Source organism: Kribbella jiaozuonensis, assembly GCF_005233875.1.
Classification (GTDB): Bacteria; Actinomycetota; Actinomycetes; order Propionibacteriales; family Kribbellaceae; genus Kribbella; species Kribbella jiaozuonensis.
Genome location: NZ_SZPZ01000001.1, coordinates 1,436,543 through 1,458,753, shown reverse-complemented (window position 1 = coordinate 1,458,753; position 22,211 = coordinate 1,436,543). Strand labels below are relative to the sequence as shown.

Genomic DNA, 22,211 nt, shown 5'->3' with positions numbered 1-22,211 from the left:
ACTTATGTCACCACGTGAAAGATTAAACAGTCGGGAACAGCTCGTGCTCCAGCGGTGCGCCGACGGTCAGCCCGAGGCCGTCGGTGACCACGTGGCCGACACCGGTGTACGTCGCCTCGGCGTCGAAGTAGATGTTGACGTGCGCGATCCGTGGGTCGTCGGTGAGGTTCGGCGTCGCCGAGTGCGCGAGGTACGCGTTGTGGAAGGTGCAGTCTCCGGCCTGCAGCGGGATCGTCAGCCGCTCCTCCCAGCGCAGATCGGGCGCGGCGCGGAACAGGTCGTCGCGGTCGGACAGGTCCTGACTGCGCAGGTTCTGGTGGTCCTGCGAGCCGGGGATGAACGTCATGCACCCTCGCTCGACCGGTACGTCGACCAGCGCGATCCACGCCGACAGCGAGGCGCGCGAGCCGGCATGCGGCCAGTACGGCGCGTCCTGGTGGAACTCGGTCGCAGCGCCGTTGTGCGGCGGCTTGATCAGCACCTGGTCGTGCCAGATCCGCAGCGGTACGCCGGCCAGCGCGGTCGCCGCCGCGGCGAGTCGAGGGTCGAGGGTGAGCTCACGCAGTACGTCGTTCTGACGCCAGACGTTGACGTACTGGTTGAAGATCTTCGACTCCTTGAACAGGTCGTCGACGTTCTCGGTCGCGGCGACGGCAGCCTCCGCGAACCGGGCTGCTTCCTCGCGGCCGATGATGTTCTTGATCCGGACCACGCCGTCGCGGCGATAGGCGGAAATCGTCTCTTCGTCGAGGGTGAGCGGTGTCGTAGGCTCGGTCGTGGTCATCGGGGCACTCCTGGATTCCGTTGACGGGAAGGTGATTCCAGGCTCGCTGTTCGCCGCTGCCGGCGACAGACAGTGGTTGACCAGGACTTGACTGATCTTGACCTCCTGGAGGCGGTCGTGCACAACGTGCTGAGCAGCGAGGTCTTCCCGGATCCGCGGCTGCCGGTCGCGGGCGAGCGACTCGAGCTGGTCGCGGACGTCGCCGTACACAGCCACGCGTTCTTCGAGATCGCGGTCGTGGTCGCGGGGCGGGGTGTGCATGTGTCGGCCGCCGGGGAGGTCGAGTTGGGGCCGGACTCGGTGGTCGTACTTCGGCCCGGCGAGTGGCACGGGTACGTCGAATGCGCCGGGCTGGTGGTCCGGAACGCCTACCTGGGACCGGACGTGTTCGGACTGCTGTCCGGCGCGCTCGTTCCAGGCGCCGGCAGGCAGGCGCCTGCGCATCCGGCGGTGCAGCATGCGATGCGCCTGCTGGAGGCCGACCTGGCCGAGCCGTGGACTCTCGAACAGCTGGGCGCGCGCGTCAACCTCGCGCCCGGGTACTTGATCCGGCTCTTCGGCAAGTCCGTCGGCATGTCCCCGATGGCCTACCTGAACCGCATCCGCGCCGAGCGCGCCGCCGGCCTCCTGATCGAGACCGAGCTACCGGTCGCGACCATCGGCGCCACGGTCGGCTGGCACGACCCGAGCCACGCGACCAGAAGATTCCGCTCAACATTCGGACTGAGTCCATCCCAGTACAGGTCCGCTTTCAGACCGTAAGCAAAGATGTGGGTATGACGTCGTCGCTGCAAACGCCTGACCCGAATCCCGGCTGGCTGTCCGAGTTCGCGCTCGCCGAGACCCGTACGCGGGTCCCGATCCTGTACGTCGAGGCTGTCCCGGCCCGGGTCGACGCCCTGGGCCAGATCGAGCACATCGGCGTACTGCTGCGGACCTCGGCCGCGACCGGTGAGATCATCCGCACACTGGTCTCCGGCCGGGTCATGCACAACGAGTCGATCCGCGACGCGCTGCAGCGCAACATCGAGAAGGACCTCGGCCCGGCCGCGTTCCCCCGCCTGCCCGCGACGCTCGTGCCGGTCACGGTCGCGGAGTACTTCCCGTTCCCCGGCGTGACCCCGCTGCACGACCCGCGGCAGCACGCTGTCGCCCTCGTGTACGTCGTCCCGGTCACCGGCGAGTGCAACCCGCGCCAGGACGCCCTCGAGCTCACCTGGCTCACCCCCGAGGAAGCCCTGGCCCCGAGCCTCCTGAACGACCTCGAGGGCGGCCGCGGTCAACTCCTCAAACAGGCCCTCGCCTGGTCCGGCGCCATCGTCTGACGCTCAGCCGGACGCGTGCCGCGCGCCGGCGGCGGTGCGCTTCGCCGGCACCCGGCTGCGGTGTGGGCTACCAGGCGAGGCGGCCTTCTTCGGCATACACCTGCCCCGTAGGCCCGTCGGCGCCCAGCGTCGCGAGCCCGACGGCGACCGCCGCGCCCTGCGCCGGCGTACGCACCGCACTCCACCCACCCATGTCGGTGGCGCAGTTCCCCGGATCCGCGCCGTTGACCAGGATGCCCGTGCCGCGGAGTTCGTTGGCGAGCATGACCGTGACCATGTTCACCGCCGCCTTCGACGAGTTGTAGCCGAGCGTCAGCACCGTCGACATCCGCGACTCCGGATCCCCGACCTGCTCGAACGACGCCAGCGACGTGGACAGATTCACGATCCGGGCATCCTCGGCAAGCAGCGGCAGGAACGCCTGCGTCACCCGCACCAACCCGAGCACATTCGTCTCGAACGCCTCCCGCAGTACGCCGTCGCCGATCCGCGACACCGCATCGTCCCCCTCCGGAATGATCGCCGCGTTGTTGATCAGCACATCCAACCGCCCGTACGCCGCCCCGACCCGCTCGGCCGCCGCTCGCACCGACGCCTCGTCCGTGACCTCCAGCTGGATCCCGATCGCATCGAGGCCCTCGGCAACCAACTCCTTCACCGCGACCTCGCCGCGCGCGACGTCCCGTGACCCGACCAGCACGGTGAACCCGGCCTGCCCGAGCTGCCGCGCGATCTCCTTGCCGATGCCCTTGTTGGCGCCCGTGACGAGCGCGATCTTGTTCGTGTTCATGCCGTCCACGCTCCGGCCGATTGCGTCGTCGAGGCAGAGCGGGCCGACCCTGGGATCGGCGGTCCCTGGTTCGGCAGTTGCGCGGCTGGGATCCTGGGACCATGGATCGGGGACAGCTCGCGGAGTTCTTGCGGATCAAGCGGCAAGGCCTGCAACCCGCCGATGTCGGCCTGCCCGCCGGCCTGCGTCGCCGGACGCCGGGGCTGCGCCGTGAGGAGGTCGCGAGCCTGGCGACCATGTCGACCGACTACTACACCCGCCTCGAGCAGGCCCGCGGTCCGCGTCCGTCCCGCGCCGTGCTGACCGGACTGGCCCGCGGACTGCGGCTGTCCGACGACGAGCGCGATCACCTCTTCCGGCTCGCGGGCGAGCAACCAGGACCGCCGCCCGGGCCGCCCGTCGACGTACGCACCGGTGTACTCCGGATGCTCGGCCGGCTCGACGTACCCGGTCTGGTGCTCGACGCGAAGTACGACGTCCTCGCCTGGAACCCGCTCGCGGCGGCACTGATCACCGACTTCTCGGCCCTGCCCACCCGCGAACGCAACCTGCTGCGGCTGCGGTTCCTGACGGATCGGCAGACCGAGCTCTTCGGGGAGGAAGCGACGCGGGAGTTCGCGGCGGAGGCGGCGGCCGACCTGCGAACAGCGACGACGAAGTACCCGGACGATCCGGAGATCGCGCGGCTGGTGCGCGACCTGCTCGACGGGAGCCCGGAGTTCGCGGAGATCTGGGCCCGGCACGAGGTCGGGCGGCAGCAGTCGCTGTGCCAGACGATCTTCCATCCGCAGGTCGGCCGGATCGACGTGATCTGCGAGGTGCTCGTCGTCCCCGAGCGCGATCAGCGGGTCGTGCTCTACACGGCCGAGCCCGGATCCGAGTCCGATCAGGCGATCCGGCTGCTGGATGTGATCGGTATGCAGGAGTTGACAACCCGGCCCTGATCAAGCGACCGTTTGATCCGTTGGTTTTCGACGGAGAGGTCTAGCTGATGCGTAAGTTACTTACTGCTTTGGTGGTGCTCGGCTTGTTCGCCGTACCGATCCGGGCGGCCGACGCGGCGCCGGGGAAGCTGGTGTTCGCCGACGAGTTCGACGGTACGGCGATCGACCGGACGAAGTGGGCGATCCACTCGAACGCGGAAGCCGACCAATGCCTCGGCAACAAGGGCAATCAGCAGCTCGAATGGCATACCTGGGACGCGCTGTCGGTCGGCGACGGGAAGCTCACGATGACAGCCCGGAAGAACAACCCAGCGGCCGGGTACCAGTGGTCGGGCGCGCTGATCACGACCGGGCAGGCGTGCGGGCACGAGCCGGCCCAGTCGTTCGCGGTACAGCCCGGCGACTACATCGAGACGCGGCTGAAACTCCCGGCGGACAAGGGTTTCTGGCCCTCGACCTGGACGTGGAACGGTAACGGATCGAACGAGCAGGACACGTACGAGTTCTACAGCGACAACCACAAGGCGCTGTACCTCACCAACCATCAGTCCCCCGGCGGCGCCTGCACCTACGAGTCGCCGACCGACCTCACCACCGACTGGCACACGATCGCCGAGCAGGTCGGACCAGACCATACGGTTTGGTATGTCGACGGCAAAGAGGTGTGCCGGCAGGGGGCGTACTCCGGCAGCGGGGACGCGTTGATTCTGGATCTGTTCGTGTACGGGAAGATCCCGCCGACCGTGAGCGCCGGGTCGATGCAGCTCGACTACGTCCGGGTCTACCGCCCGTAGAAGCTGAGGCCCCGCACCTCGGACGGGGTGCGGGGCCTCGGGGGTCACCGGGCGGGGCTGGGTTTGCCCGGTGGCCTGACTACTGCCCGGTGAAGGTGAAGCTCGAGCCGGGCTCCTTGAGGATGTCGCCGTCCCTGGAGTTGGTGATGGTGACGTTGGAGAGCGTCGCGTTGCCGCGGGCGCCGCCCATCGCGAGGATGCCGGAGCCGTTGTTCGACTTGTCGATCCGGATGTTGCTAAGCGCAACGTTCGGCATCTCGCCGCCGCCGGTCTTGAACTGGATCCCGTCGTACGTCGAGTCGTAGATCTCGGTGTCGCGGATCGTGACGCCGGGGATCGGCAGGTTCGACGGGAACAACGTGATCGCCCCGAACTCCTGCGCCTCGTTCCAGAACACGCCACCGCAGCGGTAGAGCGCGTTGTTCGCGATCAGCGTCGTACCGGAGAACGGCAGCGGGTCGTGGTCGGTCGCGAGCATGATGCCGGGGTAGTTCATCGTGTCGTAGATCAGGTTGTTCTGGATGTTGTTGCCATAGCCTCCGTAGATCGCGATGCCGTTCGCCCGCCACGGCAGTTGCACGGTGTTGTTGGTGAACGAGTTGTCGTGGCCGATGTCGACCGACTGGTCCTTTACGTACTTGTTCGCCCAGACGGCCAGCGAGTCGTCGCCGGTGGTCCGGAAGGACGAGTTGAACACCTTCGAGTTCCGGGTGCCGTTGGTGAAGTTGATCCCGTCGGCGTACGTGTCGCGGATCCGCATCCCGCTGAACTCGAGCCCGTCGGCCGGGCCCCACAGGTCGGGGATGTTGTCGTAGTCGCGCCCGACCCAGACCCCGACGTTCGAGTGCTCGATCCAGACGTTGCTGATCTTCGTACCGGTCCCGAACCGGCCGTTGAGCGCGACGCCACCCTCGGCGTTCCCGTCACCGCCGCGGATCCGCCCGGACCCGAAGATCGCGATATCGGACAGCTGCACGTTCTTGTCGATGTCGAAGCCGAAGTTGCCTTCGTGCGGGTGGTTGATACCGCCGGCGTTCTGCGGCTCGATGGTCGAGTAAAGCTGCGAATACCACATCCCGGCACCGCGGATCGTGGCGTTGCTGATCCCGACCTGGTTGTACTGACCGCGGTTCAGCGGGTCGTCGGTGAGGATCTTCTTCTCCTGCCGCCATTGACCTTCCGGGATCCAGACGCAGCCGATCACGCCGTTCTGGTCGTCGGTCACGGCCCGCTGGATCGCGTCCGCGTCGTCGACGCCGTCGTTCGGCACCGCGCCGTACTGCGTGATCGACGTGCAGCCGGACGGTTGGGACAGCGGCGGCGCGACCTGCTCGAGGTCGACCAGGTCGACGATGTAGTACGACGCCGTGTCGCCGGCATCGCGCTGCAGCCGGAACTTCGTGCCGGCCGGGTACGACGTACCGAGCAAGGCATGCGATTCGTCGAAGAGGCGGCGTGCGTCGCCACCAGGGGTGTTGGTGAGTCCTTCAGGCTGGTCCGTGTTGCCGTAGAGCCAGCTGTTGTGGGACGACAGGTTCAGCTTCTGCTTGAACGTGCCGTCGACGTACAGGCTGATCGTTGCCTGCAGCCCCTGCCCGTCGGCCGAGTCCGGGATCGAGTTGCGGACCACGATCGAGTTGGTCGGAACGGTCGAGGTGAACTCGACGTACTGACCGCTCGAGTTGAGCCGGACCGACTGGCGGCCGGACGACTCGGTGGCGAAGTTCGTGTGCCCGAAGGTCCGCAGTGCGTCCGCGGTCAGCAGCGTGCCGGTGTAGGAACCCGCCTCGGCCTCGTACGACGTGAACGGTACGGCGGCACCGCGACCGACGACGATCGACTTGGTCAGGGTGTTGTTGGTTTCGTTGGTCTCGGCAACGGTATTCGTGGAGTCGGCGGTCGCGGTCAGGGTGGCGCCGCCGTTGGTCGCCGTCCAGGTTCCGCTGATCGCGACGTTGGCGGTGGCACCGGCGGCGATCGACGCAGTGTTGCCGGTGAGGGTGGTGGTGCCGACGGTCAGCTTGGTGACGCTCGCGGCTGAGGCCGACGTACCACGGTTGTTGACGGCAACGGTGAAGGAGACCGCTGCGCCGGGAGCCGGGTTGGCCGGGTTGGAGGTGATGCCGGTGACCTGGAGATCCGGCCCGGGAGCTTGGGTGACTTGCAGTTGACTGGTCGCTTGCAGGGTGTTGTTGTTGTCGTTCTGTTCGACGATCGCGTTGGTGGGATCGGCGACGGCGGCAACGGTGTAGTTGCCTTGGGCACGCGTCCCGGCGTCGGCGGTGACGGTGGCGGATGCGCCGGTCGCGAGAGCGCCGACGTTCGCCGTACCGGCGGTGCTGCCGTTGAGGAGGAAGTTCAGGCTGCTCGCCGGGGCGGCTGCGGACCCGTTGTTCTTGACGGTTGCGGACAGGGTGATCGGCGTGGTCTCGGTCGGGTTGGCCGGGGACCAGGCGACGTTCGTCACCACGAGGTCGGGGTTGGGCGCCGCCGTACCGAAGACCTGGAGCTCGGCGACCTGGCCGCCGGGTGCGCCGGTGTTGCTGAAGACCTGAAGGCGGAGGTCGGCGTACCGGCCGGTGACCGGAATGGTGACCGTGTTCTGGTTGGCGGACGGGTCGAACTGGTAGTCGGCTCGCGCCACGACCGAGGTGAACGTCGTGGCGGACTGTTCACGGCCGAGGACCTGGATGCTCTGCGTGCGCGCACCCCAGACCGGGTCGGGGTTGAGCTTGACGACGACCGAGCTGAGGTCGGCGTTCGCGCCGAGCTTCACGGTCAGCGTCGACGGGAAGCCGTTGGACTCCCAGTACGTGCCGGCGTTGCCGTCGTTCGCATTCGACGCGACGAAGCTGAAGACCGAGCTGGACGCCTCGATCGCTTTGCCGGCGGCGAGGTCGGTGCCGGTCGGAGGTTCGACCGGCCCGCCACCAGGCCCGGCCAGCTCGAACTCCGACAGTTGCGCAGCCGGCCAGCCCGTGTTCGCGGTGAAGGTGAGCCGGACGTAGCGCGCGGCGGTGTTGGTGAAGTTGATCGTCACGACGTTGCTCCCGCTGAAGGAGTACGCCGTACTGCTGACGATCGTGCTGAACGACGAGCCGTTGGCGCTGCCCTGGACGGTCAGCGTCTGGCTCCGCGGGCCCCATGAAGCGGGGAGCTTGAGCGTGATCTGGTTGACGTCCTTCGTGGCACCGAGATCCGCCTGGATCCACTGCGGGAAGGCGTTGTTGTTGCTCTCCCAGTACGTGTTCTGGTTGCCGTCGCCGGCGTTGCCGCTCGGGTACTCCCCGATCGAACTGCTGGCAGAGAGGGTCTTGGTCAGGGTCGCGGCGGTGGCTGTCGGGACGGACAGCAGGCCGGTGGCGATGAGTACGGCGGCAAGCAGCAGCCGTAGGAGGGTCTTCCGATGCATGGGTCCTCCGTCGGGGCGGTGGGAGGTGAGCTAATTGCATGAGATTGATGATTTCTTGCAGCTCGTACCGCGAAGCTTGCAGCACCCGTCGCAGCAGGTCAACACTTCGCCACCCACAGAAATCACCCCGCCCTGATTCCAGGACGGGGTGTCGGCTAGCGAAGCTCAGGCGCGACGCTGGGTGGCCCAGTCGCGGATCAGCTCGATCCGCTCCTTCAACTGGATGGAGGAGGCGTGGGCGGCCGCGGGGCCGCCGAGTTTGCGGCGCAGATCGTTGTGGATGACGCCGTGCGGCTGGCCGGTGCGGTGGTGCCAGGCAGCGACCAGGCCGTTCAGCTCGCGGCGAAGGAGTGCGATCTGCTCGTGGGTGGCCAGCTCGGTGGGCGTCGGGTCCTCGCGCTCACTTGTCGTCCGGGACGACTTCTTCTGCGCGGCCAGCGACTTCTGCTGGCGCTTGTGCAGCAGCTCGCGCACCTGGTCCGGCTCGAGCAGCCCGGGCAGCCCGAGGAAGTCCAGCTCCTCGTCCGACGCCTGGTCACCGCCCGTCCCGTAGTCGCCGCCGTCGAACACCACCCGGTCGAAGCTCGCGTCCGACCCGAGCGCCTCGAAGTTCCCCTCGAGCTCGTCGCTGGCGCCCTCGGTCTGGTTCGCCTGCTTCAGCAGGTCGTCCTCGAGGGCGAAGATGTCGCCGTCCTCGTTGCTGTTCTTCCGGCCGAGGACGTGGTCCCGCTCGACCTCCATCTCGGCCGCGAACCCGAGCAGCCGGGTCACCGACGGCACGAACACCGACGCCGTCTCACCCCGCTTCCGCGCCCGGACGAACCGTCCGACCGCCTGCGCGAAGAACAGCGGCGTCGAGGTCGGCGTCGCGTACACCCCGACCGCCAGTCTCGGCACGTCGACACCTTCGGACACCATCCGCACCGCGACCATCCAGCGCGATTCCCCTTCGGAGAACTTCTGGATCTTCTTGCTCGCCGCCTTCTCGTCGGACAGCACGACGGTCGGCGCCTCGCCGGTCAGCTCGCGAAGGGTCTTGGCGTACGCACGGGCCGTGTTCTGATCGCCCGAGATCACCAGCGCGCCGGCGTCCGGCATGTGCCGCCGTACCTCGGTCAGGCGCTTGTCCGCGGCGGCGAGGACCGCCCCCATCCACTCGCCGGCCGGATCCAGCGCGGTCCGCAGCGCCTGCGCGGTCAGGTCCTTGGTCAGCGGCTCGCCGAGTCGCGCCGCGACCTCGTCACCGGCCTTGGTCCGCCAGCGCATCTCACCGGAGTACGACATGAAGATCACCGGACGTACGACGTGGTCGCGCAGGGCATGCCCGTACCCGTAGGTGTAGTCGGCCTTGCTGCGGGCGACCCCGTCATGCGCCGTTTCGTACGTGACGAACGGGATCGGGTTGTCGTCGCTGCGGAACGGCGTACCGGTCAGGCAGAGCCGGCGCGCGGCGGGCTCGAACGCCTCGCGAACACCCTCGCCCCAGCTGAGCGCGTCACCGCCGTGGTGCACCTCGTCCAAGATGACCAGGGTCTTGAACCGCTCGGTCCGGACCCGGAACGCGAGCGGGTTGACCGCCACCCCGGCGTACGTCACCGCGACGCCCTGGAAGTCCTTGTTGGTCTTGCCGCGCCGCCCGGCGAACGCGGGGTCGATCGCGATCCCGGCCCGGTCGGCGGCCTCGGCCCACTGGACCTTGAGGTGCTCGGTCGGCGTCACCACGGTGATCCGCTCGATCACCCGCCGCTGCAGCAGCTCGGCGGCCACGGTCAGCGCGAACGTGGTCTTTCCAGCGCCCGGCGTCGCCACTGCGAGGAAGTCGCGCGGGTTGGCGTCGAGATACAGCTTCAGCGCTTCGGACTGCCACGCACGGAGCTTGCTCGCGGTACCCCACGCCGCACGTTCCGGATACGCCGGTGGTAGTACGGCTGGCGCGGCGGGCAGATGCGAATCCACGGACGGCGTTCTCCCCCGATAGTCGACTGTCGGCCGTGCAGGAACGTTACCTGACGGATGTGACAACCGTCGTACGGCATGTCGGGGTACGGGCAGTCTGTGGATAAAGTTCCCGGATCGCCTGGTGGGACGTCATACACTCAGGGGTATGAGTACTCAGCTGACCCCGGGCGCGGAGACGGTTGTCGATGAGCGGACACAGCCGCTGGAGGGCGGGGACCACGAGCGGTTCTCGCACTACGTGCCGAAGGACAAGCTGACCGAGGCGATGGTGATGGGCACCCCGGTGGTGGCCCTGTGCGGCAAGGTGTGGGTGCCGAGCCGCGACCCCGAGCGCTTCCCGGTCTGCCCGGAGTGCAAGGAGATCTGGGACTCGCTGAACCCGGATGACGGGGGCGGCGACGGTGGCGGCGAGTAGGACCCGCTAGTTCATCGTGGGGTCGTCGGGGTACGTCGCCAGGTAGGCCATCTGGTCGTGCTGGCGGCGCAGCACCCGGCGCCACAGCGTCTCCGGGTCGTGGCCGAACACGTCCTCGGTCACCGACTCCACGACGTACCAGGCGCCCTCCGCGATCTCGCCCTCGAGCTGACCGCTGGACCAGCCGGCGTACCCGGCGAAGATCCGCATCCGGCTGATCGCGCCCTCGAGCAGCACCGGCGGTACGTCGAGGTCGACCAGCCCGATCCGGCCGAAGCACTCGCGCCAGCCGGGCGGGTCCGCGGCCTCGACCACCTCGGCGACCGCGAGCGCGCTGTCGGTCCCGACCGGCCCGCCCATGAACAGCACGCCGGGCTCGTCCACGGCCGTCGACCAGTCCGGAAGCACCCGGTCCACCGCGAGGTCCGCGGCGCGGTTCACGACCACCCCCAGTGCGCCGTCGTCGTCGTGGTCCAGCAGCAGGATCACCGACCGGCGGAAGGGCGGTTCGTCGAGCAACGGGGTCGCCACCAGCAGCGAACCTGTCAGGGTCGAGACCGTCATACCTCCATCATGGCGTACGACGGTTCGCTCTGAACCCGATCCAGGCACCGATCGCAACACCAGCGAGGTCCGCGAGCGCGTCCAACGGGTCCCCGTCGCGCTGCGGCAGCAGCCAGTGCTGCACGAGCTCGCTGACGATCGCGTTCGCGGCCAGTGCTCCCAGCAACCATCGCGCCGGTACGCCGACCTTCAGCCCGGTGAATGCGACGGCCGCGAACAGGAAAGCGTGCGCGACCTTGTCGATCTGCGGGATCCCGACGTGCGGACCCGCCTCACGCGGCGAGTAGACGCCGTACAGCTGCAACGCCACCGCCGCGACGAACGCGATCCGCCACAGCCAGACCGACCGTCCCGTCTTCGTCTCATCCGCTACCTGCACGGTCACGCCGGAGAGTCGTCCGGGTAGTTCTCGTGCGCCGGCGCCTTGCCGCCGGCCGCGTCGCGGACAGCGTGTGCGACGCGAGTGTGCACCTCGGGATGGAAGACGCTCGGCACGATGTACGTGGCGTTCAGCTCCTCGTCCGTGACGACACCGGCGAGCGCCTTCGCGGCGGCCAGCTCCATGTCGACCGACACCTTCGAGGACTGCGCGTCGAGCAGACCGCGGAACACCCCCGGGAACACCAACACGTTGTTGATCTGGTTCGGGTAGTCGCTACGGCCGGTCGCGACCACGGCCGCGTGCTCGCCGGCCTCGCCCGGGTCGACCTCGGGCACCGGATTCGCCAGCGCGAACACGATCGAGTCGTCGTTCATCGTGGCGATGTCGGCGCCGTCGAGGATGTTCGGCGCGGAGACGCCGATGAACACGTCGGCGCCCGCCAGCGCACCCTTCAGGTTGCCGCTGTACTTAGCGGCGTTGGTGTTCTCCGCGATCCAGCGCAGCTCCGGCGACAGGCCATCGCGCTCGGTGTGGATGATCCCGTCGACGTCCGCGACGACGGCATCCTTCACGCCCGCGGCGAGCAGCAGCTTGAGGATCGCCGTACCGGCTGCGCCGGCGCCGGACAGCACCACCCGCACGTTCGTGATGTCCTTGCTGACCACGCGCAGCGCGTTGTAGAGAGCAGCCAGTACGACGACCGCCGTACCGTGCTGGTCGTCGTGGAAGACCGGGATGTCGAGCTCCTCGCGCAGCCGGGCCTCGATCTCGAAGCAGCGCGGCGCGGAGATGTCCTCGAGGTTGATGCCGGCGAACCCGGGGGCGATCGCCTTCACGATCTGGACGATCGCGTCCGGGTCCTGGGTGTCCAGGCACAGCGGCCAGGCGTCGATCCCGGCGAACCGCTTGAACAGCGCCGCCTTGCCCTCCATCACCGGCAGCGCGGCCTTCGGGCCGATGTTGCCGAGGCCCAGTACGGCGGAACCGTCGGTGACGACCGCGACGCTGTTGCGCTTGATCGTCAGCCGGCGCGCGTCGTCCGGGTTGGCCGCGATCGCCAGGCAGACCCGCGCGACACCCGGCGTGTAGATCATCGACAGGTCGTCACGGTTGCGGATCGGGTGCTTGGCCTCCATCGAGATCTTGCCGCCGAGGTGCATCAGGAACGTCCGGTCCGAGACCCGGCCGATCTCGACGCCCGGCACGGCCCGCATCGCCTCGACGAGCCGGCCGGCGTGCTCGGTGTCGGCCGCGGCGCAGGTGACGTCGATCCGCAGCCGCTCGTGGCCGGACGCGGTCACGTCGAGCGCGGTGACCAGACCGCCGGCCTGCTCGACCGCGGTCGTCAGCTTGCTCACCGTCGAGCCACCCGCGGGCACCTCGAGGCGAACGGTGATGGAGTACGAAACACTCGGCAAGGCAGTCACGCGGGTGATCCTCTCACGCCACTGGTAAGGCCCGGAGGTTACGTACGTAAAGTTCCCGGCTCAGGCGTCCTCGTCCAGCCAGGCCCGGACCGACTCGTCGTGCTCACCCAGCCGCGGCGGTGGCAGGTTGGTCTCGCGAGCACCGGCGTACGGGTTGTCGTCGAAGCGCAGCGGCGGGCCGGGGAGCTGGATCGTGCCCAGGGTCGGGTGCTCGACATCGATCAGCAGGCCCTGGGACAGCGTCTGCTCCCACTCGTACACCTGCTGGAAGTCGCGAACCTTCCCGGCCGGAATCCCCTTCTCCGCAAGGCGTTCGAGCCACACATCGGCCGGCTCGGCAGCGAACGCTGCTTCGATGGAGGCGGTCAGCTCGTCACGATGGGCAACCCGTTGCGAGTTGACCGCGAACCGTTCGTCCTCCGGGTCGAGCCCGACGATCGGCGCGAACGTCCGCCACTGCCCCTCGCTACCCACCGCAACCTGGATGCTGGTGTCGGCGGTTCGATACATCCCGTACGGCGCGATCTGCGCGTGGTGATTGCCGACCCGTTCAGGCAGCTGATGCGCGACCGTCCACTTCGTTCCGTGGAACGCGTGGACGCCGATCACCGACGCGAGCAGGCTCGTCCGTACGACGCGACCCTTGCCGGTGATCGATCGCTCGTGCAGGGCGGCCAGCGCACCGTAAGCGCCGTACATGCCGGCCAGCAGGTCCGCGATCGGGGCGCCGACCTTGGTCGGTTCGACTGCGCCGGTGATGCTCATCAGGCCGCCTTCGCCCTGCGCGATCTGGTCGTACCCGGCGCGCCCGCCGTCCGGCCCGTCGTGCCCGAAGCCGGTGATCGAGAGGATGACGAGACCGGGGTTGAGCTCGTGCAGTTGCGCTGTGGAGAAGCCGAGCCGGTCGAGCACGCCAGGGCGGAAGTTCTCGATCAGGACGTCGGCCTTGCGGACCAGCCTGGTCAGGAACTCCTTGCCCTCGGGGGACTTGAGGTCAGCGGTCACGGACTCCTTGTTCCGGTTCGCGGACAGGTAGTACGTCGACTCGCCCTCGACGAACGGCGGGCCCCAGCCGCGGCTGTCGTCGCCGCCGTTCGGGGTCTCCACCTTGATCACCCGGGCGCCGAGGTCGCCGAGCATCATCGCCGCGTGCGGACCCGCGAGCGCACGGGTGAGGTCCACGACCACGACGTCGGACAGAAGGTTCACGGGTCGAGCGTAGGCGAGTACACCGCGGCGGGCCGTGACGCGACTCTCAGGCGGACACCTTGCGGGCAAGGGATGCGAGCCGGTGGGTGACGTCGCGGGGGCGTTCCTGCATGAGCATGTGGCCGGCGCCGGGGTAGATCCACAGGCGCGCGCTCGGGAGCTGAGCGGCGATCCGGTTGGCGTGCCGCGGCGGGAGGAGACGATCGCGGGTGCCGTGCATGATCTCCACCGGCACCTGGTCGAGCACCTTCAGCGCGTCGCCGCGATCGTGCTCCATCATCGTCTCGAAGAACCCGAGGTACGACGGACCGGGCACGATCGCCAGGTCCTGCAGGAACAGCTCGATCTCCGCCGGATCCGCATGCTTCCCGAACACCACCCGCCGCAAAGCCGGCACCTGCAAGCTCGCCGCAACCGCCACCGCCCGCCGCCGCGCCGCCACCAACCGCGCCCCCCGCTGCGCCCCACGCCCCCCGCCGTCGCCGAGCACACCCGCTCCCACACCGTCCGCTCCCGCGGCAGCTTTGCGTGCTGCTCGTTTCTCTGCTCTCGCGCCGACTGCGTTCAGCACTCGGGGAGCGATTCGGGCAGCTGCTGGGTCGAAGCGGGGTGGGATACCGAGGGCGCCCTCGGTGAGGTGGCCTGAGGTGGTGCTGACCAGCGCCGCCGCGCGGATACGCGAACCGAACAGCTCCGGATACAGCTCCGCGGCCGCCATCAACGTCATGCCGCCCATCGAGTGCCCGGCGTACACCACCGGCCCCTCACCGACGACCTCGTCCAGAACCGTGACCATGTCATCAGCAAGCTGATCAAGCCGCATCGACCCGGCAGGCGCCGCATCAGACCGGCCGTGCCCGCGATGGTCATAGGTGACGACGCGTACCGCATCCGGCCCGAGCACCTCCGGCAGCTTCTCCACCTGGTTGTGCCACGACCGCGTCGAACACGTCCACCCGTGCACGAGCAACACCGTCACCGGCGCGTCAGCCGGCCCGGTGACCTCGACGTTCAGCCGTACTCCGTCGCGAGCAGTGACCCCGGACCGCTCCAACTGGATCGTCACGCAATCTCCCGTTCCCGTTCGCCGGCGGCCAGATGAGCCGCACGCGCCCGCCCGCCGCGCGCACCACGGCCGACCAGCCAGGCGATCCCGATGATCTCGAGAAGTCCGACCACAGCGAGCAGTGCGTAACCGGCGTTCCACATCCATCGTGGCACGTCGGTCTTCTCCTCGCGCCGCAGGATCTGCTGCTCGTTCACGAACTCGACAGTCTGCCCGTTCGACACCTGCACCGCGGGCTTCTCGATCGCCGCATCCTCCGGCGCGTACACCCACGCTGCCACCATGTCCCGCTGCCCCTGGTGCAGCCGGATCATCGACTTCCACTTCCCGTACATCGGCACCGCGCCGGCCGACCGGTACGTGCCGTCGGCAACCTTCTCCATCGGCTGGTATACCAAACCGCCGCCCTGCCAGGCCAGCGCCTCGAACCAGCGCGCTCCATCGACCGCATCCCCGGGCGACATCGTGATCGTGACGTACGCCGTCGGCTCGGCCCCCGTCGCCACCCGGTCCAACGTCACCACACCCGACACACCCGGGTCCGCCGACCGCGGCACACAGAAGAACACCGTCGCCACGACCGCGACCAGCCCGACCGCACCGAGCTGATGCGTGCGGCGGACCGCGACCGGCCGGATGTGCTTGATCCCGACGGCCCGTTCCTCGCCGGCAACCTCGGCGTACCGCGTCGCGAGCCACGCTCCGACCAGACCGGCTCCGATTCCCACGATCACGCCGTACCCAAGAGCGGACGGCAGCATCGACGACGGCCAGGCGATCGGCATCCAGACATGACTCCAGGCGTACTCCGCCACCACGCCGACGGTCCCGATCAGCGCACCCGCGACCGCACCGAGCCGGAAGCGGTTCTTGTTGCCCAAGGCAAACGCCACCAGCTCGACCAGCACCGCCTCGACAATCAGCAACGGGAAGTGCCCGACGATCTGCCCCAGCGGCTCCGCTACCGCCCAGGCGATCCCGCCGCGGATGATCAGGTAGACCGCCAACGCGGCGAACGCCGTACCCGGACCGCGTCGCGCCCGGAGGATCGTGAACCCGAGCGCGGCGCCGAACACGATCAGGATCGGCTGCAAAACAAGGGGAAACTGCGGTACGCCGTAGTTGAACTCGGTGCTGAACAGGTCCCACGCGATCAACAGCGCACCGACCGAGACGATCTCCTGGAACAGCCGTCGCTTGTTCGGCCCGACCAACTGCTCGACCTCAGCGATCGCGAGCAACCGGGCGAAGATCGAGAAGACCACCCCGCCGATCATCAGCAGGTGGGTCGGTCCCCAGAGCGTGACGTCCTCACCGAACAGCCGGTGCCACACGTCGTCGAGCGGGAACCCGACCAGCGCGAACGTCCCGCAGACCGTCACAAGCGCAGCGCTGCACGGGATCCGCCAGCCCTTGGTCAGCTTGATCGTGCGGGCCGGCAGCGGCTTGCCCGCGAGCGCGATCGGCAACACGCCCGAGATGATCACGCCGAGGATGCCGAAGAAGATCGGATAGTGCGCCGCCGTACCGAACGGGCCGGTGTCGCGGCCGCGATCGATGTGGATCGCGATGTCCCGCCACACCCCGAACGCGCAGGCGAGCAGCGAGACCGCGTGCAGGTACGGCGTCAGTGCGGCCCATCGGGGGACTCCGTCCAGCCTCCCGATGGTGTCCGCAAACCTACCTACCAGCGTGACGCGTCCGGTCCGTTCCCGCCACAGCAGCACGGCGAGTGCGAGGTATACCAAACCCACCACGCCGGTGACGATCGCGATCTGGTCGAAGCTCGCCGTACCGGTGGTCGCCAGCGGGATCGTCATCGAAGCTCCTTACATCAGACATGCGCCATGCTTGATGTTACATCTACTATGTAACGTGGAGTCTGCAAGACTGTCAAGGGTGGAAGAGGAGCTCACGGTCGACCAACTGGCCGCCAAGGTCGGGATGACGGTCCGCAACGTGCGTGCGTACGCCGGGCGCGGGCTGATCCCGCCGCCGCGGCTCGTCGGCCGGACCGGCTACTACGGCAACGATCACGTGGCCCGGCTGACCCTGGTCCGGGAGCTGCTCGACAAGGGCTACACGCTCGCCGCCGTCGAGCGGATGCTGGGCGAGCTCCCCGATGGCGCGCTCGCGCTCGGCGTCTTCGAGACCCTCGTCAACCCGTGGACGCCGTCCGAGCCGGAGGTGCTCGACGGCGAGCAGCTGGCCGACCGGGCCGGCGTGCCGTACGACCCGGCCGTGATCGAGCGGCTGGTCGAGCTGGGCATCGCGGAGCGGCTGGAGGACGGCCGGCTCCGGATCCCGAACTCGGACCTGCTCCGCACCGGCCTCGAGGTGATCAAGCTCGGCGTCCCGATGGAAGCGATCTTCGAGATGCTGCCCAAACTGTTCGCCCAGGCGGACGCGGTCGCCAAGACGTACGTCGAACTGTTCCGCTCGACCGTCTGGCGCGACTTCACCAACGCCGGCATGCCCGCCGACGGCTGGCCCGAGATCCAGCGAACGCTCGAAGGAATCATCCCGCTGGCCGGCCAGGCGCTGGTCGCAGCGTTCCGCGAGGCGATGGCCCGCGAGATCGAACAGGTCGCCTACGAGGAACTCGGCGTCAACCCGAACACCCTCCCCTCCACCGGCTGACCCCTCTCCTCCTCCCCCGCCGAGCGCAGCGAGGCGGGTCGTTGCCCCTAGGTAGCACTATCCGGCGATCAGCCGATCCCCTATCTCCTCCCCTGGTCCGCATCAGGGATTCCTCGGGAGACAGATAGGTAATCCTCCGCATGCGTGAACCAGCACTCACGCGCGACCGTATAGCTACCAGAACAGACCAGGCAGGAGGACGGCGATGCGCCAGATCCAGATCCGTCGGCGACCACGCACCACGACGACCCGCCGCCAGACCCAGAACCAGACCCTCGACCTCCGGACCCCGTCCGGCCGTCCACTGCCCTTCTGACCCCAGAGCTGAACCAGAGCTGAACCCGAGAGCTGAACCGCCATGAAGCTTCGACTGCACGTCCACCACATCCGCTCCGGCGGCTGGTGCGCCGACATCGACGACGACCTCGACCGTCAGCCCGACGACCCGTACTGGTGCGTCGACCAGTGGCCCACCCTCGAGGACGCCCTCGCGGCCGGCTGCTCCGAGCTCGCCAAGCTCGTCACGCTCGCGACACCCACCCGCCTCAGCGGGTACTACGAACCGGCTCTGGCCGCATAAGCCACGGGGAGCAACGGGGCGAGGCCCGGCGAACCGCAGGGGGTTCTCCGGGCCTCACTTTGTCCAGGTGTGATCGACCGGGTCGCGCCGCCGGTCCAGGTCGCGACCTCGGTCCGACTCCGCCCGCTCGTCCGACTCCGCCCGCTCGTCCGACTCCGCCCGCTCGTCCGACTCCGACCGCTCGTCCGACTCCGACCGCTCGTCCGGGTCCGGCCGCTGGGCGGGGTCCGGCCGCTGGGCGGGGAGGTCGCCGAGGTCGGCGTCCCAGTCGTCCTCGTCGGGGAGGTTTGCTTCGTTGCGGCGGGCGATGCGGATGAAGGCGACGATCAACAGGATCGGACCGAGCACCATCGCGGTCTCCGGTATACCGCCCATGTGCAGCGCGATCATGACGCCGTCACCAGCGCGATCCCGCCGGCGGTGAACGCAACCATCGCAGCCAGCATCGGGTACTGCGCCCGCCGCAACTGCCTGCGCCGGAACAGGTCGGCAGCGCGATCGTGCGCGGACACGACCCCGAGTACGTGTCCGAGCACGATCGCACCGATCTGGACCCCCGCGATGACACCGGTGCCGAGGAACGCGTAATCGATCCGCATCCCGCTCGTCCCGAGCAGATCCCATCCCCGCGCGAACGGATCGGTCGCGAGCAACCACCCCTCCTGCCCCTGGAACATCGCGAACGAGAAGTAATGCGCCACGGCATACCCGATCGCGATCGGCACCAGCGAGTGCACGAACGCCCCGGGCAGCCCGGCAACCCCGATCCCACCCGGCCGGATCTGTGCCGCTCCCGTCGTCCGCGCAGCCAACAGGAACAGCCCCGTGACGACCGCGATCGCGACGAGCAACCCGAGCGAGTAGATCACGAGGTGTTGCGAACGACTCAGCTCACCAGCCCACGACGTCCACACCGACCAGCGGGAGATGCCGTCGAAGGCCGTCGACCCGAGCAACAAACACAACAGACCAACGAGTCCCGGCCGCTGCGGCATCGTCGCCAGGCCGGCCAGTGGGTTTCGCAAGACCAGCTCGCCGTCGACGCCCCGTCCGATCGGGCTCAGCCGCGCGAGCACTTCGGCGTACACCTCGAAGCTGTCCCCGATCGCGAACCAGGCCGGACCATAGACGATGCCCAAGGCAACATTCACGAGCGCGTAGATGCTGACGGCAACCGCCACCACCCGCGGCTCGGATCCGTTTTGGTATACCAACTCGAGCCATAGGAATCCGGCCAATCCCGCCACGGCCGGCCAGTACGCGATCCGGTCGGACAGTTGCCGGTACGACGTACGCCGTACCAGGCCGGCGATCGTGCGCAACGGATTCGCGAGCCGCCAGATCGGGCCGCAGAGCAGTGAGAGCGGGATGATGCCGACCCAGATCCACACGTACAGCCAGGTCGGCGCCGGGTTCAGCGACGGCTCGGTATCGCCTAACCAGGCGGCGCCGAGCAGCAGTGCGAGCGCCGCGACACCCGCGAGCTTCAACAAGACTCGGGTCACGCGACTGTCGACGACCGAGGTCAGCACGCGCAGCGGTCGGCCGGCGATCCGCTCGAACCGCGGACGCGACCAGAACGCCGCGAGCGCGAAGAACGAGACCGCGACTGCGGCGCCGGCGGAGTAGATCGCCAGCCACATCGGCACCGGCAGGTCCCCTCGACCGCCGATCCCATGCAGTGGCAGCACCGCGCACTCCGATCACCCGGACTATCCGACCGATCGAATGTAACACGCTCGATGTCACATAGCGAGCGTCTGATACTCGTCGGGGTCGAAGCGCCTGGTCAGCGAGCGGAACCGGAACGTGAACGACGGCCAGAGCGTGGTGTTGCGACCCTCCGAGTCCAGATACCAGCTGGTGCAGCCGCCGCGGGTCCAGATCGTGTTCCGCATCGAGGCGCGGACCCCGTCGACGAACGCGCGCTGGACCTCCCGCCGTACCTCGACCTCCCGCAGGCCCTGCGCATCCATCGTCTTGAGGGCGTCGATGATGTACGCGATCTGGGACTCGATCATGAAGACCATCGAGCTGTGGCCGAGGCCGGTGTTCGGGCCGATCAGCATGAAGAAGTTCGGAAAGCCCGCGATCGCCGTACCGAGGTGGGCCTCCATGCCGTCCGCCCAGGCCTCGCGCAACGAGACACCTTCGCGGCCGTGCACCATGTCCATCACCGGTAGGTCGGTCACCTTGAAGCCGGTGCCGTAGATGATCGTGTCGACCTCGTGCTTCACGCCGTCGTCCGTGATGATGCCGGTCGGGGTGACCTCGGCGATCCCGTCGGTCACGACCTCGACATTCGGCTGCGCGACCGCCGGGTAGTAGTCGTCGGAGATCAGCACACGCTTGCAGCCGAGGGTGAAGTCCGGCGTCAGCTTCGCGCGCAGCAGCGGGTCGCGGACCTGGTGCGCGAGGTGCTTCTCGGCGACCTTCTGCGCCTGCTTCATGATCGCCGGCAGCTTGGCGAACCCGAGCACCATCGACTCGCGACCCCAGTAGATCCCGGCCCGAACCGCCTTCTGCACAAGGGGAAACCGCCGGTATACCATTTTCTCGGCCGCGGTGATCTTGCGGTCCGGCCGCGGCATCACCCACGGCGGCGTGCGCTGGAACAGGTGCAGTTCCTCGACCTCGGGCTGGATCGCCGGCACGAACTGGATCGCCGACGCCCCGGTCCCGATGACAGCGACCTTGCGACCGCTGAGGTTGAGGTCGTGGTTCCACCGCGCCGAGTGGAAGACCTCACCTTCGAAGTCCTCGATCCCCGGCAGCTTCGGGTACGACGGTTCGGCCAGCGGGCCCATGCCGGACAGCACGATGTCCGCGGTGAACTCGCCCTCATTGGTCGCGATCCGCCAGCGCCCGTCCTCCCAGCGCGCCGACTCGACCGCGTGGCCGAAGCGGATGTGCGGGCGGACGCCGAACGCGTCGGTGACCTTGCGCAGGTAGTCCTCGATCTCGGGCTGCGGCGAGAACGTCGACGACCAGCTCGGGTTCGGCGCGAACGAGAACGAGTACAGGTGCGACGGGACATCACAGCGACAGCCCGGGTACGTGTTGTCGCGCCAGGTGCCGCCGACGTCATCAGCACGCTCCAGCACGACAAAGTCGTCGTACCCGGCCTGCTTCAGCCGAACGGCCATTCCGATCCCGGCGAACCCGGTGCCGATCACCACGATCCGATGCTGCTCAGTCATCCCTGGCCTCCCGCTCGGCTGGAACTTACTCCCAGTAAGTTACTCGGAGTCAGTTAGACTCCGCAAGTGACCTCGCCCACTGCCGCGACCTCCGCCGCACCCTCGGCCGCGCCGAAGCGTCGGCGCGATCGAGCCGCGAGAGAGCGGGAGATCCTCGAGGCCGCCGAGCGGATCTTCGGCGAGCGGGGATACCAGGGCACGTCGATGGACGACGTCGCCGCGCAGGTCGGCGTCTCGAAGCCGCTGATCTACCAGTACTACGGCTCGAAGGACGGCCTGTTCCTCGCCTGCCTGGCCCGACTCCGCGGTCAACTCCTGGACACGGTGTCCGATGCCGTGATGGAAGCGCCGGACGCCGAGGACGCGCTGTACGCCGGGTTCGTCGCGTGGTTCCAGTTCCTCGACGACCATCCGCAGGCGTGGTCGGTCCTCGTCGACGAGGGCATGCTCAGCGCCGGCCCGGCCGCGGAAGCGACAGACGAAGTACGCGCGGCCTTCATCGAACTGATCGCGACGATGGTCCGGATGAACCTCCCCGCCGGTCGCCCGGTGGACGAGGACGAGGTCCAAATAGTTGCCCAAAGCATCTCCGGCGCCACCGAACGGCTAGCGATCTGGCGCACCCGCTCCACCACCCCGCCAACCCCCGAGAAGGTCGCCCGAACCCTCCAGGACCTGCTCTGGCAGGGCCTGCACACCCTCAAATCCACCTGATACGTA

Annotated in this window: 21 protein-coding genes; 8 read left to right on the top strand and 13 right to left on the bottom strand. The window is 68.3% G+C overall.

Going from position 1 to position 22,211, the window contains the following annotated elements; all coding sequences use genetic code 11:
- Nucleotides 1-22: 22 nt before the first annotated feature.
- Nucleotides 23-784, bottom strand: a complete 762-nt coding sequence (locus tag FDA38_RS07020) for a phytanoyl-CoA dioxygenase family protein (RefSeq protein WP_137253217.1) — start codon at nt 782-784, stop codon at nt 23-25.
- 87 nt (nt 785-871) lie between these two features.
- On the opposite strand from FDA38_RS07020, the gene FDA38_RS07015 reads away from it, so the two are divergent.
- Together FDA38_RS07015 and FDA38_RS07010 are read left to right on the top strand one after the other, a co-directional pair.
- A complete protein-coding gene (locus FDA38_RS07015; RefSeq protein ID WP_170989608.1) occupies nt 872-1,546 on the top strand; it encodes a helix-turn-helix domain-containing protein in 675 nt (224 codons plus the stop codon).
- Nucleotides 1,547-1,560: 14 nt separating this feature from the next.
- Nucleotides 1,561-2,109, top strand: a complete 549-nt coding sequence (locus FDA38_RS07010; protein WP_134104901.1) for an NUDIX hydrolase family protein — start codon at nt 1,561-1,563, stop codon at nt 2,107-2,109.
- A gap of 67 nt (nt 2,110-2,176) precedes the next feature.
- Here FDA38_RS07010 and FDA38_RS07005 read toward each other — a convergent pair whose 3' ends face one another.
- Nucleotides 2,177-2,899, bottom strand: coding sequence for an SDR family oxidoreductase (locus FDA38_RS07005; RefSeq protein ID WP_137253215.1), 723 nt, complete (start codon nt 2,897-2,899; stop codon nt 2,177-2,179).
- Nucleotides 2,900-3,000: 101 nt separating this feature from the next.
- Between FDA38_RS07005 and FDA38_RS07000 the strand changes: the two genes are divergently transcribed.
- Both FDA38_RS07000 and FDA38_RS06995 read left to right on the top strand, forming a co-directional pair.
- Nucleotides 3,001-3,843, top strand: coding sequence for a helix-turn-helix transcriptional regulator (locus tag FDA38_RS07000; protein ID WP_137253214.1), 843 nt, complete (start codon nt 3,001-3,003; stop codon nt 3,841-3,843).
- A gap of 47 nt (nt 3,844-3,890) precedes the next feature.
- A complete protein-coding gene (locus FDA38_RS06995) occupies nt 3,891-4,637 on the top strand; it encodes a glycoside hydrolase family 16 protein (RefSeq protein ID WP_137253213.1) in 747 nt (248 codons plus the stop codon).
- 79 nt (nt 4,638-4,716) lie between these two features.
- Here FDA38_RS06995 and FDA38_RS06990 read toward each other — a convergent pair whose 3' ends face one another.
- Together FDA38_RS06990 and FDA38_RS06985 are read right to left on the bottom strand one after the other, a co-directional pair.
- The gene (locus tag FDA38_RS06990; protein WP_137253212.1) at nt 4,717-8,049 is read right to left on the bottom strand and encodes a CARDB domain-containing protein; all 3,333 of its coding nucleotides are present in this window, start codon (nt 8,047-8,049) and stop codon (nt 4,717-4,719) included.
- 165 nt (nt 8,050-8,214) lie between these two features.
- On the bottom strand, nt 8,215-10,005 hold the full coding sequence (locus FDA38_RS06985; RefSeq protein WP_137253211.1) for a DEAD/DEAH box helicase: 1,791 nt from the start codon (nt 10,003-10,005) through the stop codon (nt 8,215-8,217).
- 148 nt (nt 10,006-10,153) lie between these two features.
- On the opposite strand from FDA38_RS06985, the gene FDA38_RS06980 reads away from it, so the two are divergent.
- Nucleotides 10,154-10,423 (top strand): DUF3039 domain-containing protein, encoded by a 270-nt coding sequence (locus FDA38_RS06980; protein ID WP_137253210.1) that lies wholly within the window; start codon nt 10,154-10,156, stop codon nt 10,421-10,423.
- Between the two features lie 6 nt (nt 10,424-10,429).
- Here FDA38_RS06980 and FDA38_RS06975 read toward each other — a convergent pair whose 3' ends face one another.
- From FDA38_RS06975 to FDA38_RS06950, 6 genes are read right to left on the bottom strand one after another with little or no spacing between them, the layout of a single operon-like run.
- Entirely contained in the window at nt 10,430-10,987 is a 558-nt protein-coding gene (locus FDA38_RS06975) for a YqgE/AlgH family protein (RefSeq protein ID WP_137253209.1), read from the bottom strand.
- Between the two features lie 7 nt (nt 10,988-10,994).
- Nucleotides 10,995-11,372 (bottom strand): VanZ family protein, encoded by a 378-nt coding sequence (locus tag FDA38_RS06970; RefSeq protein ID WP_233714567.1) that lies wholly within the window; start codon nt 11,370-11,372, stop codon nt 10,995-10,997.
- The gene (locus tag FDA38_RS06965) at nt 11,369-12,796 is read right to left on the bottom strand and encodes an NAD-dependent malic enzyme (protein WP_137253208.1); all 1,428 of its coding nucleotides are present in this window, start codon (nt 12,794-12,796) and stop codon (nt 11,369-11,371) included. The genes FDA38_RS06970 and FDA38_RS06965 overlap by 4 nt, the downstream gene beginning before the upstream one ends.
- A gap of 60 nt (nt 12,797-12,856) precedes the next feature.
- Nucleotides 12,857-14,005: a CaiB/BaiF CoA transferase family protein gene (locus FDA38_RS06960; RefSeq protein WP_267901737.1), complete on the bottom strand. Its 1,149-nt coding sequence runs from the start codon at nt 14,003-14,005 to the stop codon at nt 12,857-12,859.
- A gap of 46 nt (nt 14,006-14,051) precedes the next feature.
- The gene (locus FDA38_RS06955) at nt 14,052-15,071 is read right to left on the bottom strand and encodes an alpha/beta fold hydrolase (RefSeq protein ID WP_233714566.1); all 1,020 of its coding nucleotides are present in this window, start codon (nt 15,069-15,071) and stop codon (nt 14,052-14,054) included.
- Nucleotides 15,068-16,891, bottom strand: a complete 1,824-nt coding sequence (locus FDA38_RS06950; RefSeq protein ID WP_137253207.1) for a hypothetical protein — start codon at nt 16,889-16,891, stop codon at nt 15,068-15,070. The genes FDA38_RS06955 and FDA38_RS06950 overlap by 4 nt, the downstream gene beginning before the upstream one ends.
- 79 nt (nt 16,892-16,970) lie before the next feature.
- Between FDA38_RS06950 and FDA38_RS06945 the strand changes: the two genes are divergently transcribed.
- Together FDA38_RS06945 and FDA38_RS06940 are read left to right on the top strand one after the other, a co-directional pair.
- On the top strand, nt 16,971-17,711 hold the full coding sequence (locus tag FDA38_RS06945) for a MerR family transcriptional regulator (RefSeq protein ID WP_233714565.1): 741 nt from the start codon (nt 16,971-16,973) through the stop codon (nt 17,709-17,711).
- A 358-nt stretch (nt 17,712-18,069) separates the two neighbouring features.
- Nucleotides 18,070-18,291: a hypothetical protein gene (locus FDA38_RS06940; RefSeq protein WP_137253205.1), complete on the top strand. Its 222-nt coding sequence runs from the start codon at nt 18,070-18,072 to the stop codon at nt 18,289-18,291.
- A 54-nt stretch (nt 18,292-18,345) separates the two neighbouring features.
- On the opposite strand, the gene FDA38_RS06935 is transcribed toward FDA38_RS06940, so the two are convergent.
- Genes FDA38_RS06935 through FDA38_RS06925 form a run of 3 tightly spaced genes read right to left on the bottom strand, consistent with a single transcriptional unit; the run spans nt 18,346 to nt 21,491 of the window.
- Entirely contained in the window at nt 18,346-18,681 is a 336-nt protein-coding gene (locus FDA38_RS06935; RefSeq protein ID WP_137253204.1) for a hypothetical protein, read from the bottom strand.
- On the bottom strand, nt 18,678-19,982 hold the full coding sequence (locus tag FDA38_RS06930) for a hypothetical protein (protein WP_137253203.1): 1,305 nt from the start codon (nt 19,980-19,982) through the stop codon (nt 18,678-18,680). Before FDA38_RS06930 ends, FDA38_RS06935 begins: the two co-directional genes overlap by 4 nt.
- 54 nt (nt 19,983-20,036) lie before the next feature.
- Nucleotides 20,037-21,491 (bottom strand): flavin-containing monooxygenase, encoded by a 1,455-nt coding sequence (locus FDA38_RS06925; RefSeq protein WP_137253202.1) that lies wholly within the window; start codon nt 21,489-21,491, stop codon nt 20,037-20,039.
- 66 nt (nt 21,492-21,557) lie between these two features.
- On the opposite strand from FDA38_RS06925, the gene FDA38_RS06920 reads away from it, so the two are divergent.
- Nucleotides 21,558-22,205, top strand: a complete 648-nt coding sequence (locus FDA38_RS06920; RefSeq protein WP_137253201.1) for a TetR/AcrR family transcriptional regulator — start codon at nt 21,558-21,560, stop codon at nt 22,203-22,205.
- Nucleotides 22,206-22,211 lie beyond the last annotated feature (6 nt).